The 20,356-nt window shown below is 68.8% G+C and carries 18 protein-coding genes; 8 read left to right on the top strand and 10 right to left on the bottom strand.

The features are described from left to right. The first annotated feature begins 71 nt into the window (after nucleotides 1-71). Nucleotides 72-956, top strand: a complete 885-nt coding sequence (locus ACFTS5_RS15165) for an NAD(P)H-binding protein (RefSeq protein ID WP_378631164.1) — start codon at nucleotides 72-74, stop codon at nucleotides 954-956. A 58-nt stretch (nucleotides 957-1,014) separates the two neighbouring features. Here the strand turns inward: ACFTS5_RS15165 and ACFTS5_RS15170 are convergent, their stop codons facing one another. The 5 genes from ACFTS5_RS15170 to ACFTS5_RS15190 form a co-directional block, all read right to left on the bottom strand. After that, the gene (locus ACFTS5_RS15170) at nucleotides 1,015-3,027 is read right to left on the bottom strand and encodes an SDR family oxidoreductase (RefSeq protein WP_378631166.1); all 2,013 of its coding nucleotides are present in this window, start codon (nucleotides 3,025-3,027) and stop codon (nucleotides 1,015-1,017) included. Between the two features lie 274 nt (nucleotides 3,028-3,301). Continuing rightward, nucleotides 3,302-4,405, bottom strand: a complete 1,104-nt coding sequence (locus ACFTS5_RS15175) for a glycosyltransferase (RefSeq protein WP_378631168.1) — start codon at nucleotides 4,403-4,405, stop codon at nucleotides 3,302-3,304. Further along, nucleotides 4,402-5,733: a glutamate-1-semialdehyde 2,1-aminomutase gene (locus ACFTS5_RS15180; protein ID WP_378631170.1), complete on the bottom strand. Its 1,332-nt coding sequence runs from the start codon at nucleotides 5,731-5,733 to the stop codon at nucleotides 4,402-4,404. Before ACFTS5_RS15180 ends, ACFTS5_RS15175 begins: the two co-directional genes overlap by 4 nt. Next, nucleotides 5,733-7,049: a GNAT family N-acetyltransferase gene (locus ACFTS5_RS15185; RefSeq protein ID WP_378631172.1), complete on the bottom strand. Its 1,317-nt coding sequence runs from the start codon at nucleotides 7,047-7,049 to the stop codon at nucleotides 5,733-5,735. The genes ACFTS5_RS15180 and ACFTS5_RS15185 overlap by 1 nt, the downstream gene beginning before the upstream one ends. Nucleotides 7,050-7,058: 9 nt before the next feature. After that, on the bottom strand, nucleotides 7,059-8,135 hold the full coding sequence (locus ACFTS5_RS15190; RefSeq protein WP_378631174.1) for a hypothetical protein: 1,077 nt from the start codon (nucleotides 8,133-8,135) through the stop codon (nucleotides 7,059-7,061). Nucleotides 8,136-8,429: 294 nt separating this feature from the next. Here ACFTS5_RS15190 and ACFTS5_RS15195 point away from each other — a divergent pair, with 294 nt between their 5' ends. Genes ACFTS5_RS15195 through ACFTS5_RS15220 form a run of 6 tightly spaced genes read left to right on the top strand, consistent with a single transcriptional unit; the run spans nucleotide 8,430 to nucleotide 15,343 of the window. Continuing rightward, nucleotides 8,430-9,266 carry a glycosyltransferase family 2 protein gene (locus tag ACFTS5_RS15195; protein WP_378631176.1) on the top strand — a complete coding sequence of 279 codons (837 nt, stop codon included), beginning with the start codon at nucleotides 8,430-8,432 and terminating at the stop codon, nucleotides 9,264-9,266. Then, complete coding sequence (locus ACFTS5_RS15200; protein ID WP_378631178.1) at nucleotides 9,263-10,627, top strand: O-antigen ligase family protein; 1,365 nt, start codon at nucleotides 9,263-9,265, stop codon at nucleotides 10,625-10,627. Before ACFTS5_RS15195 ends, ACFTS5_RS15200 begins: the two co-directional genes overlap by 4 nt. Next, complete coding sequence (locus tag ACFTS5_RS15205; RefSeq protein ID WP_378631180.1) at nucleotides 10,624-11,688, top strand: glycosyltransferase family 4 protein; 1,065 nt, start codon at nucleotides 10,624-10,626, stop codon at nucleotides 11,686-11,688. Before ACFTS5_RS15200 ends, ACFTS5_RS15205 begins: the two co-directional genes overlap by 4 nt. Beyond that, nucleotides 11,685-13,283: an oligosaccharide flippase family protein gene (locus ACFTS5_RS15210; protein WP_378631182.1), complete on the top strand. Its 1,599-nt coding sequence runs from the start codon at nucleotides 11,685-11,687 to the stop codon at nucleotides 13,281-13,283. The genes ACFTS5_RS15205 and ACFTS5_RS15210 overlap by 4 nt, the downstream gene beginning before the upstream one ends. Continuing rightward, the gene (locus ACFTS5_RS15215) at nucleotides 13,210-14,259 is read left to right on the top strand and encodes a beta-xylosidase (protein ID WP_378631184.1); all 1,050 of its coding nucleotides are present in this window, start codon (nucleotides 13,210-13,212) and stop codon (nucleotides 14,257-14,259) included. The genes ACFTS5_RS15210 and ACFTS5_RS15215 overlap by 74 nt, the downstream gene beginning before the upstream one ends. After that, the gene (locus ACFTS5_RS15220; RefSeq protein WP_378631186.1) at nucleotides 14,246-15,343 is read left to right on the top strand and encodes a glycosyltransferase family 4 protein; all 1,098 of its coding nucleotides are present in this window, start codon (nucleotides 14,246-14,248) and stop codon (nucleotides 15,341-15,343) included. Before ACFTS5_RS15215 ends, ACFTS5_RS15220 begins: the two co-directional genes overlap by 14 nt. Nucleotides 15,344-15,393: 50 nt before the next feature. Here the strand turns inward: ACFTS5_RS15220 and ACFTS5_RS15225 are convergent, their stop codons facing one another. Continuing rightward, complete coding sequence (locus ACFTS5_RS15225) at nucleotides 15,394-16,029, bottom strand: MspA family porin (protein WP_378631187.1); 636 nt, start codon at nucleotides 16,027-16,029, stop codon at nucleotides 15,394-15,396. Nucleotides 16,030-16,242: 213 nt separating this feature from the next. After that, nucleotides 16,243-17,331, bottom strand: coding sequence for a methyltransferase domain-containing protein (locus tag ACFTS5_RS15230; RefSeq protein WP_378631189.1), 1,089 nt, complete (start codon nucleotides 17,329-17,331; stop codon nucleotides 16,243-16,245). Nucleotides 17,332-17,345: 14 nt separating this feature from the next. Between ACFTS5_RS15230 and rfbC the strand changes: the two genes are divergently transcribed. Then, the gene (gene rfbC, locus ACFTS5_RS15235) at nucleotides 17,346-17,909 is read left to right on the top strand and encodes a dTDP-4-dehydrorhamnose 3,5-epimerase (protein ID WP_378631191.1); all 564 of its coding nucleotides are present in this window, start codon (nucleotides 17,346-17,348) and stop codon (nucleotides 17,907-17,909) included. Here rfbC and ACFTS5_RS15240 read toward each other — a convergent pair. From ACFTS5_RS15240 to ACFTS5_RS15250, 3 genes are read right to left on the bottom strand one after another with little or no spacing between them, the layout of a single operon-like run. Continuing rightward, nucleotides 17,887-18,921, bottom strand: coding sequence for an NAD-dependent epimerase/dehydratase family protein (locus ACFTS5_RS15240; RefSeq protein WP_378631462.1), 1,035 nt, complete (start codon nucleotides 18,919-18,921; stop codon nucleotides 17,887-17,889). The genes rfbC and ACFTS5_RS15240 overlap by 23 nt on opposite strands. A gap of 2 nt (nucleotides 18,922-18,923) precedes the next feature. Beyond that, a complete protein-coding gene (locus tag ACFTS5_RS15245; protein ID WP_378631464.1) occupies nucleotides 18,924-19,586 on the bottom strand; it encodes a PIG-L deacetylase family protein in 663 nt (220 codons plus the stop codon). Then, complete coding sequence (locus ACFTS5_RS15250) at nucleotides 19,571-20,347, bottom strand: glucose-1-phosphate cytidylyltransferase (RefSeq protein ID WP_378631193.1); 777 nt, start codon at nucleotides 20,345-20,347, stop codon at nucleotides 19,571-19,573. Before ACFTS5_RS15250 ends, ACFTS5_RS15245 begins: the two co-directional genes overlap by 16 nt. Nucleotides 20,348-20,356 lie beyond the last annotated feature (9 nt).

A 20,356-nucleotide genomic window follows, 5' to 3' on the forward strand; every position in this document is an offset into this window, starting at 1 on the left:
CCGGCGAATTCAGCGAAATCTGTCGGCTGTTGCGGTCAGGAACTGGCCGCGATGGGTTTTAGCGTGGGGTTATGGAACTGAGAGAGGACGCGAAGAAGGTTGTTGTCACTACGCCGGTCGGGCATGTGGGGGCTCGGGTTGTGCAGTTGCTGGTGCAGGCGGGGGTTCGGCCGACTGTGCTGATGCGCGATCCTGGGCGGCTCGACGACGCGATGCGGGAGTTCGTCGATGTCGTGCGGGTCGATCAGGGGGATTCGGAGGCGGTGGTGCGAGCTACCGTGGGAGCGGATCGGTTGTTCTGGGTGGATCCGCCTGCGCTGGTGGATGGTGATCCGGTGGCAGGGTTCGCGCGGATGGGGGCGTCGGCGGCGCGTGCTGTTGTCGAGAACGGGATCGAGGCGACGGTGTTCGTCAGCAGTGTGGGTGCTGAGAAGCGGGGTGGGGCCGGGGAAATCGACGGGCTGGCGCGGACCGAGGAGTTGCTCGACAAGACCGGGGCGAATGTGGCGCACCTGCGGTGCGGCTACTTCTTCACCAATCTGCTGACCCAGCTCGATGAAATCCGGGCGGGCACGCTGTCCACACCGTGGCCGCCCGACCATGCGATGGCCTGGGTGGATCCGCGCGATATCGGTGAGGTGGCGGCGGCCCGACTGCTGTCGGACGCCTGGTCGGGGCGTGTCGTGCAGGCCGTGCACGGTCCGCGGGATCTGACCTTCACCGAGGTCGCCGAGATCCTCGGCCGGCAGTTGGGCCATGAGGTCACCCCGATCCACCTCGCCGACAACGAGTTCCGGGAAGCGCTGCGATCAGCGGGCCTCGGACAGGGCCAGATCGACGGAATCGCCGGTATGTCAGCGGGATTGAGTTCCGGATTCGTCGCGGAGAACCCGCGAACGGTGCTCACCACCACGCCGACGACCCTCGCCGCCTGGGCCAGCACCTTCCTGCGGTGAACCGAACCGGCCGGTCACGACGACGAACGTCGTGACCGGCCGGGTGTTCAGGGTGATGTCACCAGTGCACGCCGGGCAGTACCCGGCTCATGCGGGCCGCCGAGTTCGGCATCACCATCAGCGGCGCGAAGACCGGGCCGAGGACAGTGAGGGCATTGCGTGCCGGTTCGGCGGGCTCGGTGACCGCGGCGGGAACGGACTTGCCCTGTGCCGCAGTGGATTCGCCGAAGAACCGGAACCCGGTGTGCATGATCGTGCGCTTGAGCGAGGGCAGGAACATCTCGACCGCCTGGGCGAAGGTGCCCGCGGGGGTGTCGATGCGGTCGGGGCGTTCCAGCAGAGCGCGCACCACGATGTCGGCCGCCCGGTCGGGGTCGGGCAGGGGCAGCGAACGGTAGAGATCGGTGGGCGCGATCATCGGGGTGCGCACGAGCGGCATCCGGATCGAGGTGAAAGAGACACCGTCGCCACGGTTTTCGACCGCGGCGATATCGCTGAAGTTGTCCAGGGCGGACTTGCTCGCGGCATAGGCGGCGAAGCGAGGTGCCTTGGTCTGCACGGCGATGGAGGAGATGTTGACGATGTGGCCGAAGTGACGTTCGCGCATCGAGGGAAGCAGCCCCAGGATGAGACGCACGGCACCGAAGTAGTTGACCGCCATGGTGCGTTCGAAGTCGTGCATCCGGTCCACCGAGTTGGCCACCGAACGGCGGATGGAGCGACCGGCGTTGTTGATCAGGTAGTCGACATGGTGGTGCTCGGTCAGCACCGTCTTGACGAGGAGATCGACAGCCTCCGCATCGGTGATGTCGCAGGGGTAGGCGAACGCGGAGCCGCCCTCGGCGCGCACGGATTCCGCTGCGGCCGTGAGATCTTCGACGCCACGGGCGATCATCAGCACGATCGCGCCACGGCGGGCGACGGCATGGGCCGTGGCCAGACCGATACCCGAGGACGCGCCGGTGATCAGCACCGTACGGCCCGAGAGCGGGTGCGCGTCGGCGGCGGGACGACCGCGGTGCGGGTCCAGGTTGACGCGCCAGAAGTCCCAGAGACGGTCGGCATAGGTGTCGAACGCGGGCACGGTGAGCCCGGGCAGTACCGCCTGGGTGGAGTCGGAGACGAAGTCGGCGGTGAACCCGACGTGCGGTGCGACCTCGGCGGGAATGCCCGCCTGTTCGAACAGGAAGTCGCGCACCGTGTTCGCGCCGGGAACATGACCGAGCCCGCTCAGCGCGCGTGCGCTACCGGGCACGGTGCCGATGCCGACCGGACCGCCCGCGGCGGTCGCCAGCGCGCGGTAGATCTCCCCGAACGGCTGCGGCCGCGGGTTGACCAGGTGGAACGTGCGCCCGTCCAGGCCGTCGCGGCGCACCAGCCGCACCATCGCCTCGGCGACGTAGTCGACCGGCACCACATTGGTCGCACCCAGATCGGGCAGCGGCAACGGCAGTTCGGACGGCAGGCCCGCCAGCGTGGAAATGGCCGAGAAGAAGTAGTACGGGCCGTCGATCTTGTCCATCTCGCCGGTCCGCGAATCACCGACGACGATCGCCGGGCGGTACACCCGCCAGCGCACGTCGGTGGCCTCGCGAACAAGCTTCTCCGCGGCGAACTTGGTGCGGTGGTACGGCGAGGTCAGGTTCTGGCCGAGGTCGAAATCCTCCTCGAAGAATTTGCCGCGGTGGTCGCCCGCCACCGCCACCGAGGACACGTGGTGCAGGGTGGCATCGAGGTTGCGGGCCAACTCGATCACCGAGCGAGTGCCCGCGACGTTGGCCGCGTGGGCGGTCTCCTCGTCGGCGGTCATGTCGTAGACCGCGCCGAGGTGCAGCACGTGATCTGCCCGCGGTGCGCCGTCGCCGAGACCGAGGCCGTCGGCGGTCAGGTCCCCGACCAGCGCGAACACGCGGTCACTGTCGGGATGTTGCGCATTGTGCGCGGTGAACTTGGGCAGCGACTCGGCGCGCACCAGCACGTGCACGATCGCGGTGGGGTCGGCTGCGAGCAGCCCCCGCACTACGCGTCGACCCAGAAATCCGGTACCGCCTGTCACGATGTAGGAAACCATCGCTCCTCCTGAAAATCTCGAAACACGGTGTCGCGCAACAGTGATCGGCATGCGGCGGTGAATGCGAAATCAACGGTTGAGGTCCAGCAGCAAAGTGGCTGGAGAGAAACCGGGCACATCGTCGTCCCGGCTACGCTTACCGTACTCGTCAGTAACCTAGCCGGGCAAGCTGATGGCGTGGTATCACCGTGTGGGAATTGTCACCCATCGCCGCAGGTCAAAGGGTATGTGTGACAGATACTTTCAGTAACCGAGAGTTTCAGACAACATGTCGCTACCGATCCGCCAGGACATCGGCCACAGTGCTCGCGATCCTGGTGCGGAACACCTCGGGGGCGAAGGTGTTGGCGTGCTCGCGGATCTTCGCGGGATCGTAGGAGGCCGAGCGGAATTCGCCCATCATGTCGGCCAGCGCCGCGACGACGTCCTCATCGGATCCGGCCGGTACGTATTCGCCGGTGACGCCGGGGCGCACTGTATCGAGCGCGCCGCCGGCGCCGACCGCGAGCACCGGCGTGCCGCAGGCCATCGCCTCCACCGGCACGATGCCGAAATCCTCGATGCCCGGCATGAGCAGCGCTTGGCAGCGCCGGTACATGTCCTGCAACAGCTCGCCCGAGGTGGCGCCGAGGAAGGTCGTCTCCGAGCCCGCGATCTCGTCGAGCTGCGCGCGGAACCGGCCTTCGCCGAGGACCACCAGGCGAACCCCGGCCCGCTGCGCGGCGCGAATGGCGAGGTCGGCGCGCTTGTAGGGCACGAGCCTGCCCGCGCACAGGAAGAAGTCCTCGCGTTGCACCGACGGATCCGGGGTGAAGCGGCTGACCTGCACCGGCGGGTTGACGACCGAGGCGGGCAGCCCCCACCACTCGGTGACCCGCTCGGCCACCGCGTGCGAGTTGGCGATGACGTGGGTGAGCCGCGGGGCGGCGCGCAGTTCGCCCCGCCGGGCCAGGGTGCCCAGCGCGCCCAGCGCCAGCTGGCCTGTACGACCGCCTGCCTCCTGTGCGCGGAACTCGCGATCCCAGGCCCAGCGGGCGGGGGAGTGCACGTAGGCGACCACCGGCGCGTCGGTGGCCAAGGCAGCCTGGGTGGCGAACGCGTGATGGCTGATCACCACGACATCGAAGTCGCGCAACGGCATTCGCCGTAGCACGCGCGGAACCAGCGGGAGCAGGGGAGCGTGCCTGCCGCCGGTGTAGGTGTGCGCCCTGCTGAGCCAGGTGTCGTGCACGGTGCGCACCGGCTCGCGCACGCCACCCGGCGCGACGATCGGTGCGAAAACGTCAGCATCGGGCCAGGTTTCGACGAATTCGCCGACAACGGCCTCGGAGCCGCCGAACTCGGTGAAACGTTCGTGGACGATGGCGACACGGGTCATCGGCGGGAGCTCGCTTCGATCTGTCGGGGTGCGGCGGTGCGACGCAGGGCGGGTGCGACCGGACGACCGGTCAGCAGACCGTCGACGGTGCCGCGGGCAAGGGCGGTGCGGTACACCCGGGCGGCCTCGGCGAACGCGGCGATGGTGTCGTCGACGGCGGTGTCGTCGTGGGCGGCCGAGGTGACGAACGACTGACCGAGGACCCCGTGGGTCAGCATCTCCTGGATGAACAGGGTTCGAAAGGCTTGGGACGCAACACCGTCGGCGTCGTGCGTGCGGAAAATGGAGCAGGACGGGCGCCCCGTCACCGACAGGTGCTCGGCGATGCCGAGCTCGGTGGCGATCGCGTTCGCCCCCGCGGCCAACCGGTTACCGGCCGCTTCCATCCGGGCGACCGGGTCCTCGGTCCGGTAGGCGTGCACCACCGCGCGAAACGCCGCCAGCGACGCGGTCTCCGGGCCGTGCGTGGTCGACAGCAGGAACACGCGGTCGTGGTCGGTCCGGAGTCCGCCGCGTTCCATGAACTCGCGTTTGCCCGCCAGCGCCGCGATGGGGAAACCGTTTCCCATCGCCTTGCCCCAGCACGACAGATCGGGGGCGACGCCGTATACCGCCTGCGCACCACCCGCCGACCAGCGGAAACCGGTGATCATCTCGTCGAAGACCAGCAGGGCGCCGTACCGGTCGCACAGGTCGCGGACCGCGGACAGGTAGCCGTGTTCGGGTTCGCCGGTGGCGGTCGCGGGTTCCATCACCACGGCGGCGATCGGCGACGCGGCCAGGACTCGACGCAGCGCGGAGAGGTCGTTGTAGGGGAAGGTCACGGTGTCGACCGGGGGGATACCGGCCGACATCGGTGTGGTGCCGATGAACCAGTCGTCGACGGAGAAGAAGGGCTGCTGACAGACCGCGACGCGGTCGCGTCCGGTCACCGCGCGGGCCAGGCGCACCGCGGCGGTGGTCGCGTCGGAACCGTTCTTGGTGAACTTCACCATGTCGGCGCCGGGGACCAGATCCAGGAAGTCCTGGGCGGCCAGCAGTTCCAGCTCGGTGGGGCGGGTGAAGCTGACCCCGTCGGCGATGGTCGACGACACCGCGTCCAGCACGGGTCGGTACGCGTGGCCGAGCGTCACCGACCGCAACCCCATCCCGTATTCGACATAGCGATTGCCGTCGGCGTCCCATACGTGCGCGCCCTTGCCGCGCACCAGGATCGGCGCCATGTTCTCCGGGTACTGATCGGCGCCACGAGCGTAGGTGTGCGCACCGCCCGGCACCAGATCGTGCAGGCGGGCCTGGATCTCATTGCTGCGCTGGAACGTTCGCATCAGCGGCGACCTCCGTGACTCGGTGGTGTAGTCAGGGCCCACAGGCGATGGTCGGCGCGGACACCCGTGGGGCCGCAATGGTCGTGTAGCACACCTTCTTCGGTGAAATGGGCGGCAGCCAAAGCGGTGTTCGGAGCGGGGTCGGCGCTGGGGACTTCGGCGGCGATCCGCCGAAGCCCGAGTTCGGAGAACCCGTGTTCGGCGACCGCCCGTAGCGCCGCCCCCAGCTGCGTGGCCTCGACGAGCTCGGGATCCGCCCATGCCGACAGCCGGGCGACGCGCCCGGTCATCGTCGGTTCGAACAATCGGATCTCCCCGGCGTACCGACCCTCGGCCAGGAGCACGAGGACCAGCCCGGCCGGTGACCGCAACCCGTGGCGGGCATTGCGCAGGGCGCGGTGCCACTCGCGCCGATGCCGGCGCCGGTCGGTCGGTGCGAGCCGGGCGCGGTGGGCGGTAGCGGCCGCCTGCCAGTCGACCCGGTCGGCGCGGGACAGGCTGCGCACCGAGATGGCCGGCGCATCGGTGACGGTGATCCGCACCGTGCGGGCGAGCGTGTACCGGCGCAGACGGCGAACGACCAGCCACAGCAACAGCCGCAGCGCGGCGATCGCGATGATCGCCGGTGAGGGCCCACCGGCGCGCGAGGATCGATCGGTGGTCGGCGCTGGGAACTGTGGCGCGACCGCGAAAGTCTCGGGGGTCGAACTGTCACGTGCGGTCCACGCCCACAACGCGTGGTCACGCAGCGACCCACCCGCGTCGAAGGCCACGGCCATGGTGGCTTCCTTGCGGAAGCCGAGGGCGCGCACCGATCCGGCGGCGGGCAGATTGGCGGGGGAGATCGGCGCGACAACGCGTACCAGCCCGAGCGCGGTGACTCCGTAATCGAGCAACATCGCGCCCGCCACGGTGATCATCCCCTGGCCTGCCCAGCGGGCGTCTATCCAGCCGCTGGACTCGGCGGTCCCCGTCGCGGTGTCGATGACGCAGTACTCCAGCTGTCCGACGAATTGTCCGTCGACCTCGATCGCACCCGCGTAGCGGCGTCCGGCGCGCATGTCGGCACGGGCCAGCAGACATTCGCGCGCCCAACGCCGCGCGGTGTGCCGTCGCTCCCACGGCAGCGGGGAGGTGCTCCAATACGGCTCGATATGGGCGCGATCACGCAGCCGGATCTCGCGCCACGCGGCGAAATCCGACATCCGGGGTGGGCGCAATCGGATCTCGTGGCCGTTGTGTCGCACCGGGCCGAGGGTCAGCCGCGACAATTCGCGATCGTTCGGCCGTTGTCTGCTTCGGTAGGAAATGGTCACGCCGCGGAGCTAGCTGTCGCGTGGTTCGGTGGGAGTCGCGCGCGGACTGCTCGGCGTGTACCCGACCCGAGGCAGCGCCATGGTCTCGGGGTCGTGCGAGATGGTGGCCGAGCGCGGGGTGACCGGGGCAGCGCGGCGTGGCGGCGTGTCGAACGATGCCGGGGGAGCCGGCGACGTGCGCATCCGGGAATCGGCGGCGGGTGCACGGGTTTCCATCGCGGGAGCACGGTTGTCGGGTGCGGGTGCTCGGGTTTCCGCCGTGGGCGCGACCTTGTCGGTGTCGACCCCCGTGGGCTCGGCTGGCTTCTTGCCGCCACGACGACGGCCACGAGCCACCCCGGCCAGCACCAGACCTTCGGCGACCACGATCAATGTGGCCAGCGCGGCGAACAACCCTTCCTGCACCGGGTGCGGGGCAACGAGTTCCCAGGAGGGCGCGGTGAGCACCGTCAGGCGCGCGGGGCCGAGTACCTGGCGGAACTCGGTCTCGCGCGCGACATCACGGGCGTCGAAACTCAGCTCCGGGCGCAGCGGATCGTCGGACAGACGCTTGGAGAAGGTGTCCTCGACCGCGCGCCGGTGTGCTTCCAGGTCGGCCGCGGACCGTGCGATCGCCTCGGTCCGCATCTGGGAACCGACGCTGTCGAGCGACTGTTCGACTGCCACGACCAATTTCGAGGCCTGCTCGGGCGAGCCGGCCTCGGCCGTGATGATCAGCAACGACGGCGCGGGACCGGTCATCGCCGACACCCGGGAGCGCAGATCCGCTTCCGAGGGTGCGAGCCCGTTCTTCACCACATCCGAGAGCACGCGGGTATCGGTGACCATCACAATGTAGGGCTGGGTCAGTTCGTTGAACACCGCGCCGATCGACGGCTGCGAGATCTGGACGGTGATGCTCGCCTGGTAGGTCCGCTCGCTCCCGTCACGAACCAGCCACACCGCGCCGCCGACAATGATCGCGGCAACCAGGGCGAACGGCAGCACCCGTATCAGTTGGCGAAGATGGCCCGCGATGTTCACCGCGGGCATCGACCGCCCGCCGGAGTCGAGGTCGGCGGTCGACGGCGACTCGGTACTGCTCACACTTCCCCCACATTTCACGCATCAACACTTCTCGATCACCGGCCCCCGAAGCCGGTATGCCGTCACTTCGGCACGACCGAGTTGCGATGACGATACCCCAGGTCTGCCGGACGGTCGCGTCGGCGAACGCGGTCGAACCCCGCCGAACCTGCACAGTTCACTCGCCGGTAAGTCGCTGGGAATTCCACGGCGAACATCCGCGAAGCCCTCCAGGTAGTCTGATCTACGTTCGCCCTTGATGGGTGCGGGACGGTTGAGCCGTCGGCAAATGGATCTCATTGAGGGGTAACGGCTGTGGGGGTTCGAGTGTCGGTATGTGTACCGGCCTTCAACGCGGCGCGCACGATTGTCGAGACGCTGGAGTCGATCAGCGCGCAAGATTTCGACGACCTCGAGATCGTGGTCGTCGACAACGCGAGTACGGACGGCACGGGCGATCTCGTGCGCGCGTTCGACGATGCGCGCATTCGGTTGTACACCAACGACACCACGCTGCCGATCGAGCAGAACTGGAATCGCGCGATCGAACTGGCCGGTGGTGAGCTGGTCAAGCTGGTCTGCGCCGACGACATGATCGCCCCGGGGTGCCTGTCGGCGCAGGTCGAGTCGATGGACGACAGCGGGATCGCGGTCGCGGGCGCCAAGTTCGATGTCGTCGACGACGAGGGTGTGGTCCTCGCGCGGGGGCGCGGGCTGCCAGGACTGGTGGGTCGATGCTCGTCGCGGACCGTGCTGCGCACGCTCGTGCGCAAACTGCCCGACGACGTGTGCCCGACCGCGGCGTTCCTGTTCCGCCGCGCTGATTTCGCTGGTACCAGCGGTTTTCGCGCGGACTTCCTGTACGCGATGGATGTCGACCTGGTGGCGCGGCTGTGCGGACGCGGCGAGTTCTTCGGCCACGATCGTGTATTCGCGATCAACCGCGCGTCGGTGTTCAACTACTCGAGTACGACATCGTCGGCGAGCAAATTCGCCGACGTGCTGCGGTTCAACCACCATCACCGTCGGCAGTTCGCTGACCGCGTCGGTGTGATCGATGTCCTGATCGGCGACGGTCGCGTACTGCGGCAGGCGCTGGTCCGGGTGTCGGCGCGGGCCGCGCGGTTGTTCGGGCGAGGCGCGCGGCAGTGAACTCCCTGTTGTACGTGGTGGCCCTGCCGGTGGCTTGGGTCTTCCTGCGCTGGATCTGGCATCGACCCCAGCGCGGGGTCTTGCTGGTGGCGGCGTTGGTGCCGTTCAACGGATTGCTGCTGATCGCACCGGCGTGGATGCGGGTCGACGGCTGGAAAGAAGCGATGCTGCTGCTCACCCTCGCGGTGGCGGCGTTCGTGCCCCACGGGCGAGTCGACCCGCGTCCGGCGTTGCCGTGGTGGTCGATCGGCGTGGTGCTGTGCGTGTTCGGGGTCGGTTCGGCGTTCCTGACAGCGGGAATTCTGGGCATTTTCGCGATCAAGATCACGTTCTTCTACTTCATCGTGGTGCCGTTGATCCTGTATCTGCGGCCGTTCACCGCGCGCGATCGCGATCTGCTCATCACGATCATGATGGTCGAGTCGGTCGGAATCGCGGTCTTCGGCTTGGCGCAGCAGGCGATCGGGCCCGCCGGGCTCGCCGAGATGGGCTACAAGTTCAACGAGACGATCCGGTTCTCCGGTGGTCTGATGCGCTCGTTCGGATCGTTCAACCAACCGTTCCCGTTCGCGTTCTATCTGGTCACAGTCTTGCTGGTGGGTGGATCAGTCGCGCTGGCCGCCCCGCGCCGGCTACGCAATCGGTTGTTCCTGCTGATGACTCCGGTGCTGGTGGCCGGTGTCGCGGCCAGCGTCGTGCGCGCCGCGCTTCTCGGGTTGCTGATCGGTGTGCTGGTGCTCGCGGTCGTCCGCTATCGGCGCCAGCTCAAAGCGGTGATCATCGGCGGGGTCGCGTTGATCGTGGTGGTCGGCGTCGGGGCGTCGTCGCAGGCGCGCAGTTCGCTGTTGTCCTCGGACAGCCTGGCCGCGCGCGAGACCGGGTGGAAGGTCGTGACCAGGACGGTCCCGAGTCATCCGTTCGGTGAGGGCCTCGGCTCGACGGGGGCGGCGAAGGCGGCCCAACTCGTCGCCGAGCTCGGCCCGGCCGCCGAGAAATTGCCCTATGCCACCGGCGAAGTCCAGATCTACGGGCGCCCGTACCAACCCGACAACTACTACGTGAAGCTGCTCATCGAACTCGGGCCGATCGGGGTCTGGTTGTTCTGCGCGATCCTGGTGGTGATCTATCTGCTCGCGCTGCGTTCGGCGCGCACGATGAGCGGCAACGACGCCGCACTGGCGCTCGGGGTCGCGGCGGCCGTGCTGTCGAGCGCGGTCGCGGCGGTCGCGTCGAGCTACTTCGAGATCTTTCCCAGCGATTTCTACTTCTGGTTGCTCGCCGCGGTCGTCGGCTGCGCGGTCTCCCAGCACTCCCCAGTCCAGGCCGTCGAGCGCAGCCCCGTCCCCGAACAGGTGTCATGAATACTGCTGCGAACAGCCGGCCCACCGTGTGTTTCGGGGCGTTGGCCTACCGACCCGACGGCGCCGGGGTCTCGACGTATCAGCGGGAACTGCTGGCGCAGTTGCCCGCGCTGTTGCCGGGTGCCGAGCTGTCGGCGCTGGTCCAAGCCGACGCGGCGAGTTCGCTGCCGTCCACCGTCTCGGCGGTGTCGCGCCCGGTCGCGGCGGGCGCTCGCCGCGCGTGGCACGGTGTCGCGCCGCTGCGCGGATTCGATGTGTTCCACGGCCTCGATGTCGACCTTCCGCTGGTCGGGCCGCGTGCCACGGTCGCCACGGTGCACGACCTGTCGGTCTTCGATGTGCCGTGGGCGTTCAGCCGGTATCGGGCGCGCGGGGAACAGCTGCTGGTCCGGACGTCGTTGACGCGTGCCGATCTGCTGATCGCGGTATCGGAATTCACCGCCGAACGGATCGCGGACAAGTTCGGCCGCGCGGCGGTTGTTGTGCCGCTCGCGCCCGCCGACTGGGCGCGCGTCCCCGAAGCCTCCGAGGTGGACCGGGTGCGGGCCGGCTACGACCTGCCGCCTCGATTTATCCTGCAAGTGGGGACCGTCGAGCCGCGCAAACAGGTCGGGATGCTCGCGGAAGTGGCGCGCGCCCTCGACATTCCGCTCGTGCTGGCCGGGGCCGGATCCACCGGTCCGCAGGCCCCGGCCACGGCGATCGGTCTCGGTTACGTCGATGCCGCCGATCTGCCCGCGCTGTACGCCGCGGCGACCGTGGTGGCCTACTGCTCGGAGTACGAAGGATTCGGGCTGCCGCCGGTGGAGGCCATGGCGTGCGGTGGCGCGGTGGTGGCCAGCGCGGTCGGCGCGCTGCCACAGGTCTGCGGCGACGGTGCCGTGCTGGTCGCGCGCGCGAATGTCGAGTCGTGGACGGCGGCCGTGCGCCCACTGCTGCACGACACCGTCGGCAACGCCGCACTGCGCGAGCGTGGTCTGGCCGCGGCGTCGAAGCTGAGCTGGCGGGCCACCGCCGAGGCGACGGTCGGCGCCTATCGCGGCGCCGGGTTGATTCCGTGACGACCGAGGCGAAACCGTCGGTCCCCGATCGCCCGATCGAGGGCCGCGCCTCGATGTCGGGGCGGGCCGCCGCCAACAACACCGCCGCGATGCTGGCCAGCCGGATCTTCGCCGCGGTGCTCGGTCTGCTCGGCACCATGCTCACCGCCCGGATGCTGCCCGCGGTCGAATGGGGCTACTTCTCCTTCGTGTTCGGTCTGCTCGGCATGCTCGCGATCGTCACCGATCTGGGGGTCGGGCGCGCGGTCATCGGCAAACTCGTGCACGGCGAGCCCGCCGAGGTCGCCGAGATCGCGAGCTCGTTCATCGCGCTGCGGACCGTACTCGGACTGCTGGGTTACGGGGTGGCGCTGGGCTATGTGGTGCTGCTCGGTTGTCCACCGCAGGTCATCGCGGCGACAGCCGTCGCGGGGCTGGTCGTGGTGGTCGCGACGCCGAGCAACGCGCTCACCGTGCTGTTCCAGTCGACCATGCGCTTGACCTTGGTCGCCGCGGCGGAGTCGATCGCCCGCCTTGTCCAGGTGGCGCTGACCGTCGTCGCGGTGCTGTGGGCACCGACCTTGCTGATCGTGGTGATCCCCGCCGTGGTGTACGAACTGATCGCCATCGCGATCAAGATCGTCGGCGTGGGTCGGGGGCTCGGTGGACCGATCCCGGCGCGCCGCGTCGAACTGCGCTGGTGGGGCGGCATGTTGCGCGAGGCGCTGCCGCTGAGCATCGGCCTGGCCCTGATCATCATGCTGCAGAAGGTCGGCCTGCTGCTGCTGGGTCACTTCGACACCTTCGAATCCGTCGGGATGTTCGCGGTCGGCATGAAATTCGCCGACCTCGTCGACACCGCGGCGATCGCGGTCGTCGCCCCGTTGACCACTCTGCTGATCGCGGTGTGGCCGGCCGACCCCACCCGATTCCGGCGCTACTTCCGCCAGTCGGGTGCCGCGCTGACGGCCCTCGGCCTTGCCGCGCTGGTCGCCTTCTGGCCGGTCGCGACCCAGGTGATCGACCTGCTCTTCGGTGCGAAGTTCGTGTCCGCGGTCGATGCGAGTCGCTACCAGATCATCGGCGGACTGCTCGGCGCGCTGGCCCATCTGGGCCTGGTCGCGCTGATGGCCGCCGGGCGCAACTACCTGATTCCTTGGATCGCGCTGCTCGCGTTGGTCGTCGACCTAGCGTTGTCGTGGCCGCTGATCGCGTGGCTGTCGTTCGAAGGTGCGGCCATCGCGGGTCTGGTGGCCAATGTCGTTCTGCTGATCGGGGTGTGGCTCGCGCTCGTCGCCACGGTGCGGATCGGGCGGTTGATCCCGGTCACCTCGGTGGTGTCGGTCAGTGCCGTCGCCGCCGCGGTGATCGTCCCCGCGACGATGATTCAGCAGCGGTGGGAGCCACCGTGGATTGTCACCTCTACGGTGGCCGGTGTGTTGTACCTTTTCCTCGCCGGCTGCGTTGTGCGCTGGACCGACGGATTGACGATACGAAGCGTGCGAGGGCCGAAATCTGATGACACTGTGGCGATTCGCTCGGATGATCACCACCGTGGCCCTCACGCTCACTCTGCTCGGATGCGGGACACCGACGATGTCGACCGTGCTCGATGAGCGCGTGAACGAGACCGGACTCGGCATCGCGGGCGGCCACTCTTGGCTCGCACTGAGCGCCGGCGAATTGGACCGCCAGATGAAGGGCGTGGTCGACGCGGGCGCCACCTGGATCAGGATGGATCTGGACTGGTCGCTCATCGAGCACGACCGTGGCCGCAAGGACTGGTCGATGACCGATCGGGTGGTGCGGTCGGCGCGCGCCCACGGGTTGCACGTGCTGGCCATCCTCACCTACTCACCGCCGTGGGCACGTCAGGACCCGGGGCCCGGTGGAAACAAGGTCGCCCCGTATCCCGCGCTGTTCGGCCAATTCGTCGCCGACGCGGTCGAGCGCTACCGCGATCAGATCAAGCACTGGGAGGTCTGGAACGAGCCCAATGTCACCAGCTTCTTCGCGCCGCTGCCCCATGTGAATCTGTACGCCCAGCTGCTCCACCAGGCGGCGACGGCCGTGCGCACCCGCCAGCCGGGTGGTCAGGTGCTGGTCGGCGGCTTGGCGCCCGCTGCCGACAACGGCCGCGACATCGCGCCGTCGACGTTCATCGAGCGCCTCTACGCGCTGGGCTCGGCTCTCGACTTCGACGCCATCGCGGTGCACCCCTACTCCTATCCGGAGCTGCCCTCGTCGCCGAGCCGGGACAACGCCTTCCAGAACCTGACTCGAATCCGCGCGATCATGGATGCTCGCGGCGATACGTCGAAGCGGTTGTGGCCCACCGAATTCGGCGCACCGACCGGTACCGGAGCACGCGCGGTCGACGAGCAGACCCAAGCCGAGATACTCGGCGGCGGACTGGACTTGATGGCGGCGATGCCCAATATCGGCCCGGTTTTCGTCTATTCCCTGATCGACGCGGGCGACGATCGCCAGAACCTGGAGGACAACTTCGGCATGCTCCGTCGTGACTATTCGGCGAAACCGGCACTGGCGCAGGTCCGCGCCCGCGCGGAGGTGCTCCGTGCGGGGCAGTGACGACGGGCGCGAGCTGGTGTTCGTCGCTCACACCGGACAGGCGTCGGGCGCGGAGAACGTGATGCTCGCCCTCGTGGACTCGGCGCTCGAACGTGGCTACCGGGTGCGGGTCGCCTGCCCGGACGGTCCGTTGCGGGAGCGGCTGCCCGCCGGTGTCGAGCACATCGGCATCGCCGCGCTGGGGTTGGCGGGTGAACGCGGCCTGCGCCGGTTGACCGCCGCGCTGGTGATGCTGAAGAACTGGATGGGTGCGGCATGGCGTCTTCGGAAGCCGTTGCGGGACAGTCGAACCCGCATCATCGTCAATTCGACCATGGCGTTGCCCGCGCTGGCGCTGGCCCGTCCGCATCGGGGCTCGGCGGCCTGGTTGGTCCACGACATCCTCGCCAGCCGGCGGCAGTACGGCGCGGCCTGGGCCGGGCGTGCGGCGGTGGGCCGTGCCGTCGCGGTGTCCGAGACCGCCGCGCAGCCGCTGCGCCGGCGCGGGTTCGATGTCGATGTCGCGTTCAACGGCGTGACCTGGCCGGTCGAACCCGCGCCCGTGGTCGAGCGCACGCCACCGGTGGTCGGCATCCTGGGCGTGGTGACCTCATGGAAGGGTCACCACGTTCTGCTGGAGGCCGTCGCGGGGTTGCCCGAGGTGCGACTCGAGATCGCCGGCCGGGCATTGCCCGGCGACGTGGCGTATCTGGCCGAGCTGCGCGAGCGCGCCGAGCAGCCCGACCTCGTCGGCCGGGTCGCCTTTCTCGGTCAGGTCGACGCCATGACCACCCTGCGGGGCTGGGACGCGGTGATCTCGGCCAGCGTGCTGCCCGAGGCCGGTCAGCTCGTCGTCCTCGAGGCGATGAGTTTGGGTGTCCCGGTGATCGCCACCGATCACGGCGGATACGCCGATGACCGCGTCATGGTGTGCGTTCCGCCCGCTGATCCGGTCGCGCTGCGGGCCGCGATCGAGCGTGTCATCGGCGACCCGCGGTTGCGGTCGCGCTTGCACGAGGACGGTCGGGCTCGGGTCGCGGCAGCACACGATCGGTCCCGCACACTGCCGCAGATGCTCGACGCTCTGCTCGGCACGGCACCGTGACAGCGACGGACCCGGCGAGTGAACTCACTCGCCGGGTCCGTCGGGCCCGATCAGATCGAGAAGGTCTTGCCGTAGGTGACGACGGTGTCGCCGGACGAGCCGACGATCCGCACGAACGGGCGAACATTGGTCTGGCCGAGCACACCGGTGACAGTGCCGTGGAAACCCGAAAGACGCAGTACGCCTTCGGCTCCGGCGATCTCACCGCCGGCGACCTCGACCTCCTGGATACCGGGGCCGAAGCCGGCGGCGAGTTCGATGCCCGCGCGCGGGATGAGGCCGTCGAGCTTGACGGTGGGGCCGTCGGCGCCGACCTCGAGGCCGAGGCTCGGGGTGGACCACTCGAACTTGATCCGGCCGTCGAGAGTGGCGGGGTAGCCGACCTGATAGCCGAGCGTGATGCGACCGGACCAGGTCTCGGCGTCGGGGCCGGTGACCAGGTAGGAAGCCGCGCCGCTGTGGAACCATTCGCGGGTGAGCGGATTGCCGTCCAGTGGTGCGACGAAGTCGATCCGGGTGTCGGACTGGATCGCTTCGACGGTACGGTTCTTGCCGTCGAGAACGGTACTGCTGCTGTCGATTCCGGCAGCAGCGGTGCCTGCCCCCATGGCGAGACCGACAGCGATGGCCGATACCATCGCCGCGATCCGGAGCGCGCGTAATGCGAGCACGGTGGTTCCCCTCATCAGAATTCTTCCCCTGGACAGTGGCCCGCCGAACGCTGCGTTCGGCGCCGCGTTTCCCCTGCGATCCGGGCACCGGCCACCGCGACACTGCGGCGGTCCAGCGGTGACCCGAATTCGATCATGGTGCGGCGCTGGGCATTTCCGAGTATCCCACGACCTGCGGTCATGTGCCGATCGGCATAAGGTCGGTTATCCCACAGCCTTCGCCGGTCTCTATCGGTTGCGTGGGCCCGCCGGATCGTCGATCATCCACCGCCCGTCGAGTTCGGGCAGTGCGGCGCTCACCTCGGCGAGCAGGTCCGGCAGCGTGAGCAGCACGACGTCGGGCTCGGCGGCGACCAGTTCGGCGGGGGAGATGATGGGCACATCGGTGCCGGGCATCCGGCAGCCCTGTTTTCCCGGAGCGGCGTCGGCGACACCGGCGAGCAGGTCGCGGTGCGCGCCCGCCATGCTCAGCAGGGCCACCGCGCGCGACGCGGCGCCGTAGGCATAGACGCGAAGGCCCTGCGTGGCACCGGCGTCCAGCCAACCGCGCAGGGCGCGGACATGACGGTCGACCGTCTGCTGCAGCTCGGGGGCCGAGCTCACTGCGTCGGCTTCGGCGACGAGAAGGCTGTCGATGCTGGCGTCGGGGGTGTGAGCGCCGTGGCGAACGGCCAGGAGCACCGTGCCGCCGTAGAGGTCGAACTCCCACGCGGTGACCACGCTCATCCCCGCCGCGCGGAACAGGGTGCGCAGAGCGGACAGCGAGTAGTACGCGAAGTGCCCGTGCCGCAACGCGTTCCATTGTCCCTGCGTGACGATGGTGGCCAGTGAGTGGTATTGGACAAGCAGCACCCCGTCGGGCGCCGTCGCCGCGGCCCGCGCCGCGAAGGCCGCTCGCTGATCGGGTTCGTGCATGATCCCGAAGCAGTCGAGCACCACATCGGCCGGTTCACCGGTGTTCTCGGTGAAGCCGTGCTCGGCGAGCAGTGGCAGCCAGGTTCCGCCGTGCGGGCTACCGAATTCGGTGACCGTCGATCCGCGCAGCAGCCCGGCGGCGTACACCAGACGCACCGCCTCGCCGGCTTGGTCGCGCAGGGCCAGCGGCTCGATACCGCGGGGCTCCGCGGTGACGGTGTCGTCGTCGGCCAGCTGAGCCAGCCCGCACGACGTGCACCGGTCCATCCGCAAGGAGTGGCCGGATTCGGTGGCGGCGATCGGAGCGTCACGTGGCGGAAAGTGATCCGCCGCCGGGACCGAGCCCAGATCGAGGACGGGAACGAGCGCGGTCTTCGCGCAGCCGCGGCATCGGCGGGTCATGGGAGTATGGCCTCGTGCGTATCGAGCGGACCGAATTGGCCGACGTAGTGGTACTCGTTCCCGAACCGTTCCGGGACGAGCGGGGGTTGTTCACCCGTACCTTCGACGCGGGCGAGTTCGACGCCCATCTCGGGGTAGCGGGTGCGGCGGCGGCCTTCGTGCAGGATTCGCAGTCGCGGTCGGTGCGCGGGGTGATCCGTGGCATGCACGGGCGCGGCGGTCGCGGTGAGGCCAAGCTGGTGCGGTGCGCGCACGGCGCCGTGCACGACGTGCTCGTCGACATTCGACCAGGTTCGCCGACTTTCGGTGCGCGCCAAGCGTTTCGGCTCGACGACGAGCAGTTCCACCACCTCTATGTGCCGCCGGGTTTCCTGCACGGGTTCCAGGCACTCACCGAGATCGCCGACGTCTGCTACCGCATCGACCGTCCGCACGATCCCGAAGAGGACCTCGGGGTCGCCTTCGACGACTCCGAACTGGCCATCGAGTGGCCGCTGCCCGTCGGCCCGGTCTCCGCGCGTGACGCGCGGGCCGGGACCTGGGCCGCGCTGCTGGCTACGCTGACGCCGACGCACTGATCCGACGCAGCTGTACGTCGAGCACCCCGGAGTCGCACAGCCCCTGCAGGTGCGGCAGCCGGGTGAACCGGCGGAAGAACGCGTCGGCGGTGAGTCCGCGCGCGGTGTACTCGGTGAAGAGCTCGGCCGCGCCCGCGGGGACCGTCCACTGCGCCTCGAAGCCGAGAACCTCACGCGCGTAGGAGAAGTCGACCCGGTAGGACCGTGGGTCGGCGCCGTTCTCGCCGGTGATCAGCAGCCGGGATCCGGGGACCGCCTCGACCACCGAGGCGGCGATCTCGGCGACGGTGAGGTTGTTGACCTCGGTGCCGATGTTGAACGCCCGGCACGAGATGTCGGCGGCGGGCGCGGTCAGGCAGGTGGCGAAGGCGGCGGCGATGTCGGCGGCGTGCACCAGGGGCCGCCACGGAGTGCCGTCGGAGAGCACCTTCACCTCGCCGGTGAGCACCGCGTAGCCGACCAGATTGTTGAGCACGATGTCGGCCCGCAACCGCGGCGAGAAGCCGAAAGCGGTGGCGTTGCGCAGGAATACCGGAACGAAGTTGTCGTCGGCCAGCGCGGCCACATCGTCTTCGACGCGGACTTTGCTCTCGGCGTAGGGGGTGATCGGGCGCAGCGGGGCGTCCTCGGTGACGAGGTCGGCACCGGCGGCGCCGTAGACCGAGCAGGTGGACGCGTAGAGGAACCTCGACACCCCGGCCTCCTTGGCGAGGCGGGCCAGTCGCACCGACGCGTGATGGTTGATGTCGTAGGTGATCTCCGGCGCCAGAGCGCCGAGGGGATCGTTCGACAACGCCGCGAGGTGGATCACCGCGTCGAAACCGCGCAGCTGCTCGACGGTCACCTCGCGCAGGTCCACGGCCAGACCGTCGGGGTCACCGGCGAATTCGCCGAGCAGGCAGTCGGCGAAGTAGCCGATGTCCAGGCCGGTGACCCGGTGGCCCGCCGCCCGCAGCACGGGCACCATCACGGTGCCGAGATAGCCCTGGTGCCCGGTGACCAGTACCCGCATGTTCACGTCTGTTCCCATCTGATGATCGCTTTGTCGAGCACGAACGCCTCGGCATACGGTGCGTGGCACTGCACCCCACGCATCCGGGCCAGCCCGAGGAAGGCCTGTTCGTCGAACCAGTCGCGGCCCGTCTGCGACGGATAGTGTTCGTGCAGCAGACGCGACTTCTGCTGCGCGAGTGCGTGACTCAGTGGGTGGTAGAGGGTGGGAGCCGGAGTGTCGGTCTCCCACTTGAGGATTTCGTAACCCAGGGTCAGGTGGTCACGGAACTCGGTGGGCACCAGTTCGGCGAGCAGCCGATGGTCCTGGTGGGCGTCGCCACGATGCGGCGCGAACACCACCTCGGGTTCACCGCCACGACGAAAGACCGCCAGCGCGTCCTTGATCCGATCCCAGTGCGCGGGCGCGCGGCCGTCGGGCACATCGAGGACGCGCAGTTCCGGCTTGTTGCCCGAGCAGAACGCGGTGAGCGCCGCCCGCTCCTCGTCCTCACGTGCGGTGCCGCCACCGGAGAGAACAAGCGCGCGCACCTCGACCTCGGGATCGGCGCCGGTGAGCGCGAGAAGCGTTGCCCCCATCCCGATCGCGATGTCGTCGCAGTGCGCGCCGAGCACCGCGATCCGGCGCGGCGGGGTGGTGAACAGCCCGATCACGGCCGGTCCCACACCATCCACGGCCGGGTGCCGTTGCGGTAGGCGTCGTCGAGTTCGGCGCGCTCCTTGAAGGTGTCGGCCGGCTTCCAGAAACCCATGTGCTGATATCCGAAGAGCCTGCCCTGCCCGGCGAGCGCGCCGCACGCGTCGGCCACCAGATCGCCACCGGGGGGCAGCAGATCGAAGATCTCCTGGCTGAGCACGAAATATCCGCCGTTCTCCCACAGCGGCATCTGCGCCACCGGCACGATGTCCTTCACTTCACCGGTCGGCGAGATGTCCACACAGTGGAACGAGGACTGCGGCGGCACCACCATCATCGACGCGGCCGCACCCGAGGCATGGAAACGCTCGATCATGGTGTCCAGCGGTGCGTCGGTGAGGACGTCGGCGTAGTTGGCCAGGAAATACTCGTCGCCGTCGAGGTGCTCGCGCACGCGGCGCAGTCGCTCCCCGATCGCGGATTCGACGCCGGTGTCGACGAAGGTGATCGTCCAGTCGCTGATGTCGCTGCCCAGCAGCTCCACTTCACCGTTGCGGATCACGAAGTCGTTGGACGCCGACTCCTGGTAGGTGAGGAAGAAGTTCTTGATGTGCTCGGCGCCGTAACCGAGACACAGCACGAACTCTGTGTGTCCGTAGTGCGCGTAGTAGCGCATCACGTGCCACAGCAACGGGCGCGGCCCGACCAGCTGCATCGGCTTGGGGACGACGTCGTCGGATCCGCCGCGCATGCGCATGCCGTATCCGCCACAGAACAATACGACCTTCATCGGTTCGTT

This window comes from Nocardia sp. NPDC056952, assembly GCF_042674185.1.
Classification (GTDB): Bacteria; Actinomycetota; Actinomycetes; order Mycobacteriales; family Mycobacteriaceae; genus Nocardia.

Coding starts and splice junctions, on each gene's coding strand:
- ACFTS5_RS15165 (WP_378631164.1), top strand. CDS start 72: ATGGAACTGAGAGAGGACGCGAAGAAGGTTGTTGTCACTACGCCGGTC.
- ACFTS5_RS15170 (WP_378631166.1), bottom strand. CDS start 3,027: ATGGTTTCCTACATCGTGACAGGCGGTACCGGATTTCTGGGTCGACGC.
- ACFTS5_RS15175 (WP_378631168.1), bottom strand. CDS start 4,405: ATGACCCGTGTCGCCATCGTCCACGAACGTTTCACCGAGTTCGGCGGC.
- ACFTS5_RS15180 (WP_378631170.1), bottom strand. CDS start 5,733: ATGCGAACGTTCCAGCGCAGCAATGAGATCCAGGCCCGCCTGCACGAT.
- ACFTS5_RS15205 (WP_378631180.1), top strand. CDS start 10,624: ATGAATACTGCTGCGAACAGCCGGCCCACCGTGTGTTTCGGGGCGTTG.
- ACFTS5_RS15215 (WP_378631184.1), top strand. CDS start 13,210: ATGATCACCACCGTGGCCCTCACGCTCACTCTGCTCGGATGCGGGACA.
- ACFTS5_RS15225 (WP_378631187.1), bottom strand. CDS start 16,029: ATGAGGGGAACCACCGTGCTCGCATTACGCGCGCTCCGGATCGCGGCG.
- ACFTS5_RS15230 (WP_378631189.1), bottom strand. CDS start 17,331: ATGACCCGCCGATGCCGCGGCTGCGCGAAGACCGCGCTCGTTCCCGTC.
- ACFTS5_RS15240 (WP_378631462.1), bottom strand. CDS start 18,921: ATGCGGGTACTGGTCACCGGGCACCAGGGCTATCTCGGCACCGTGATG.
- ACFTS5_RS15250 (WP_378631193.1), bottom strand. CDS start 20,347: ATGAAGGTCGTATTGTTCTGTGGCGGATACGGCATGCGCATGCGCGGC.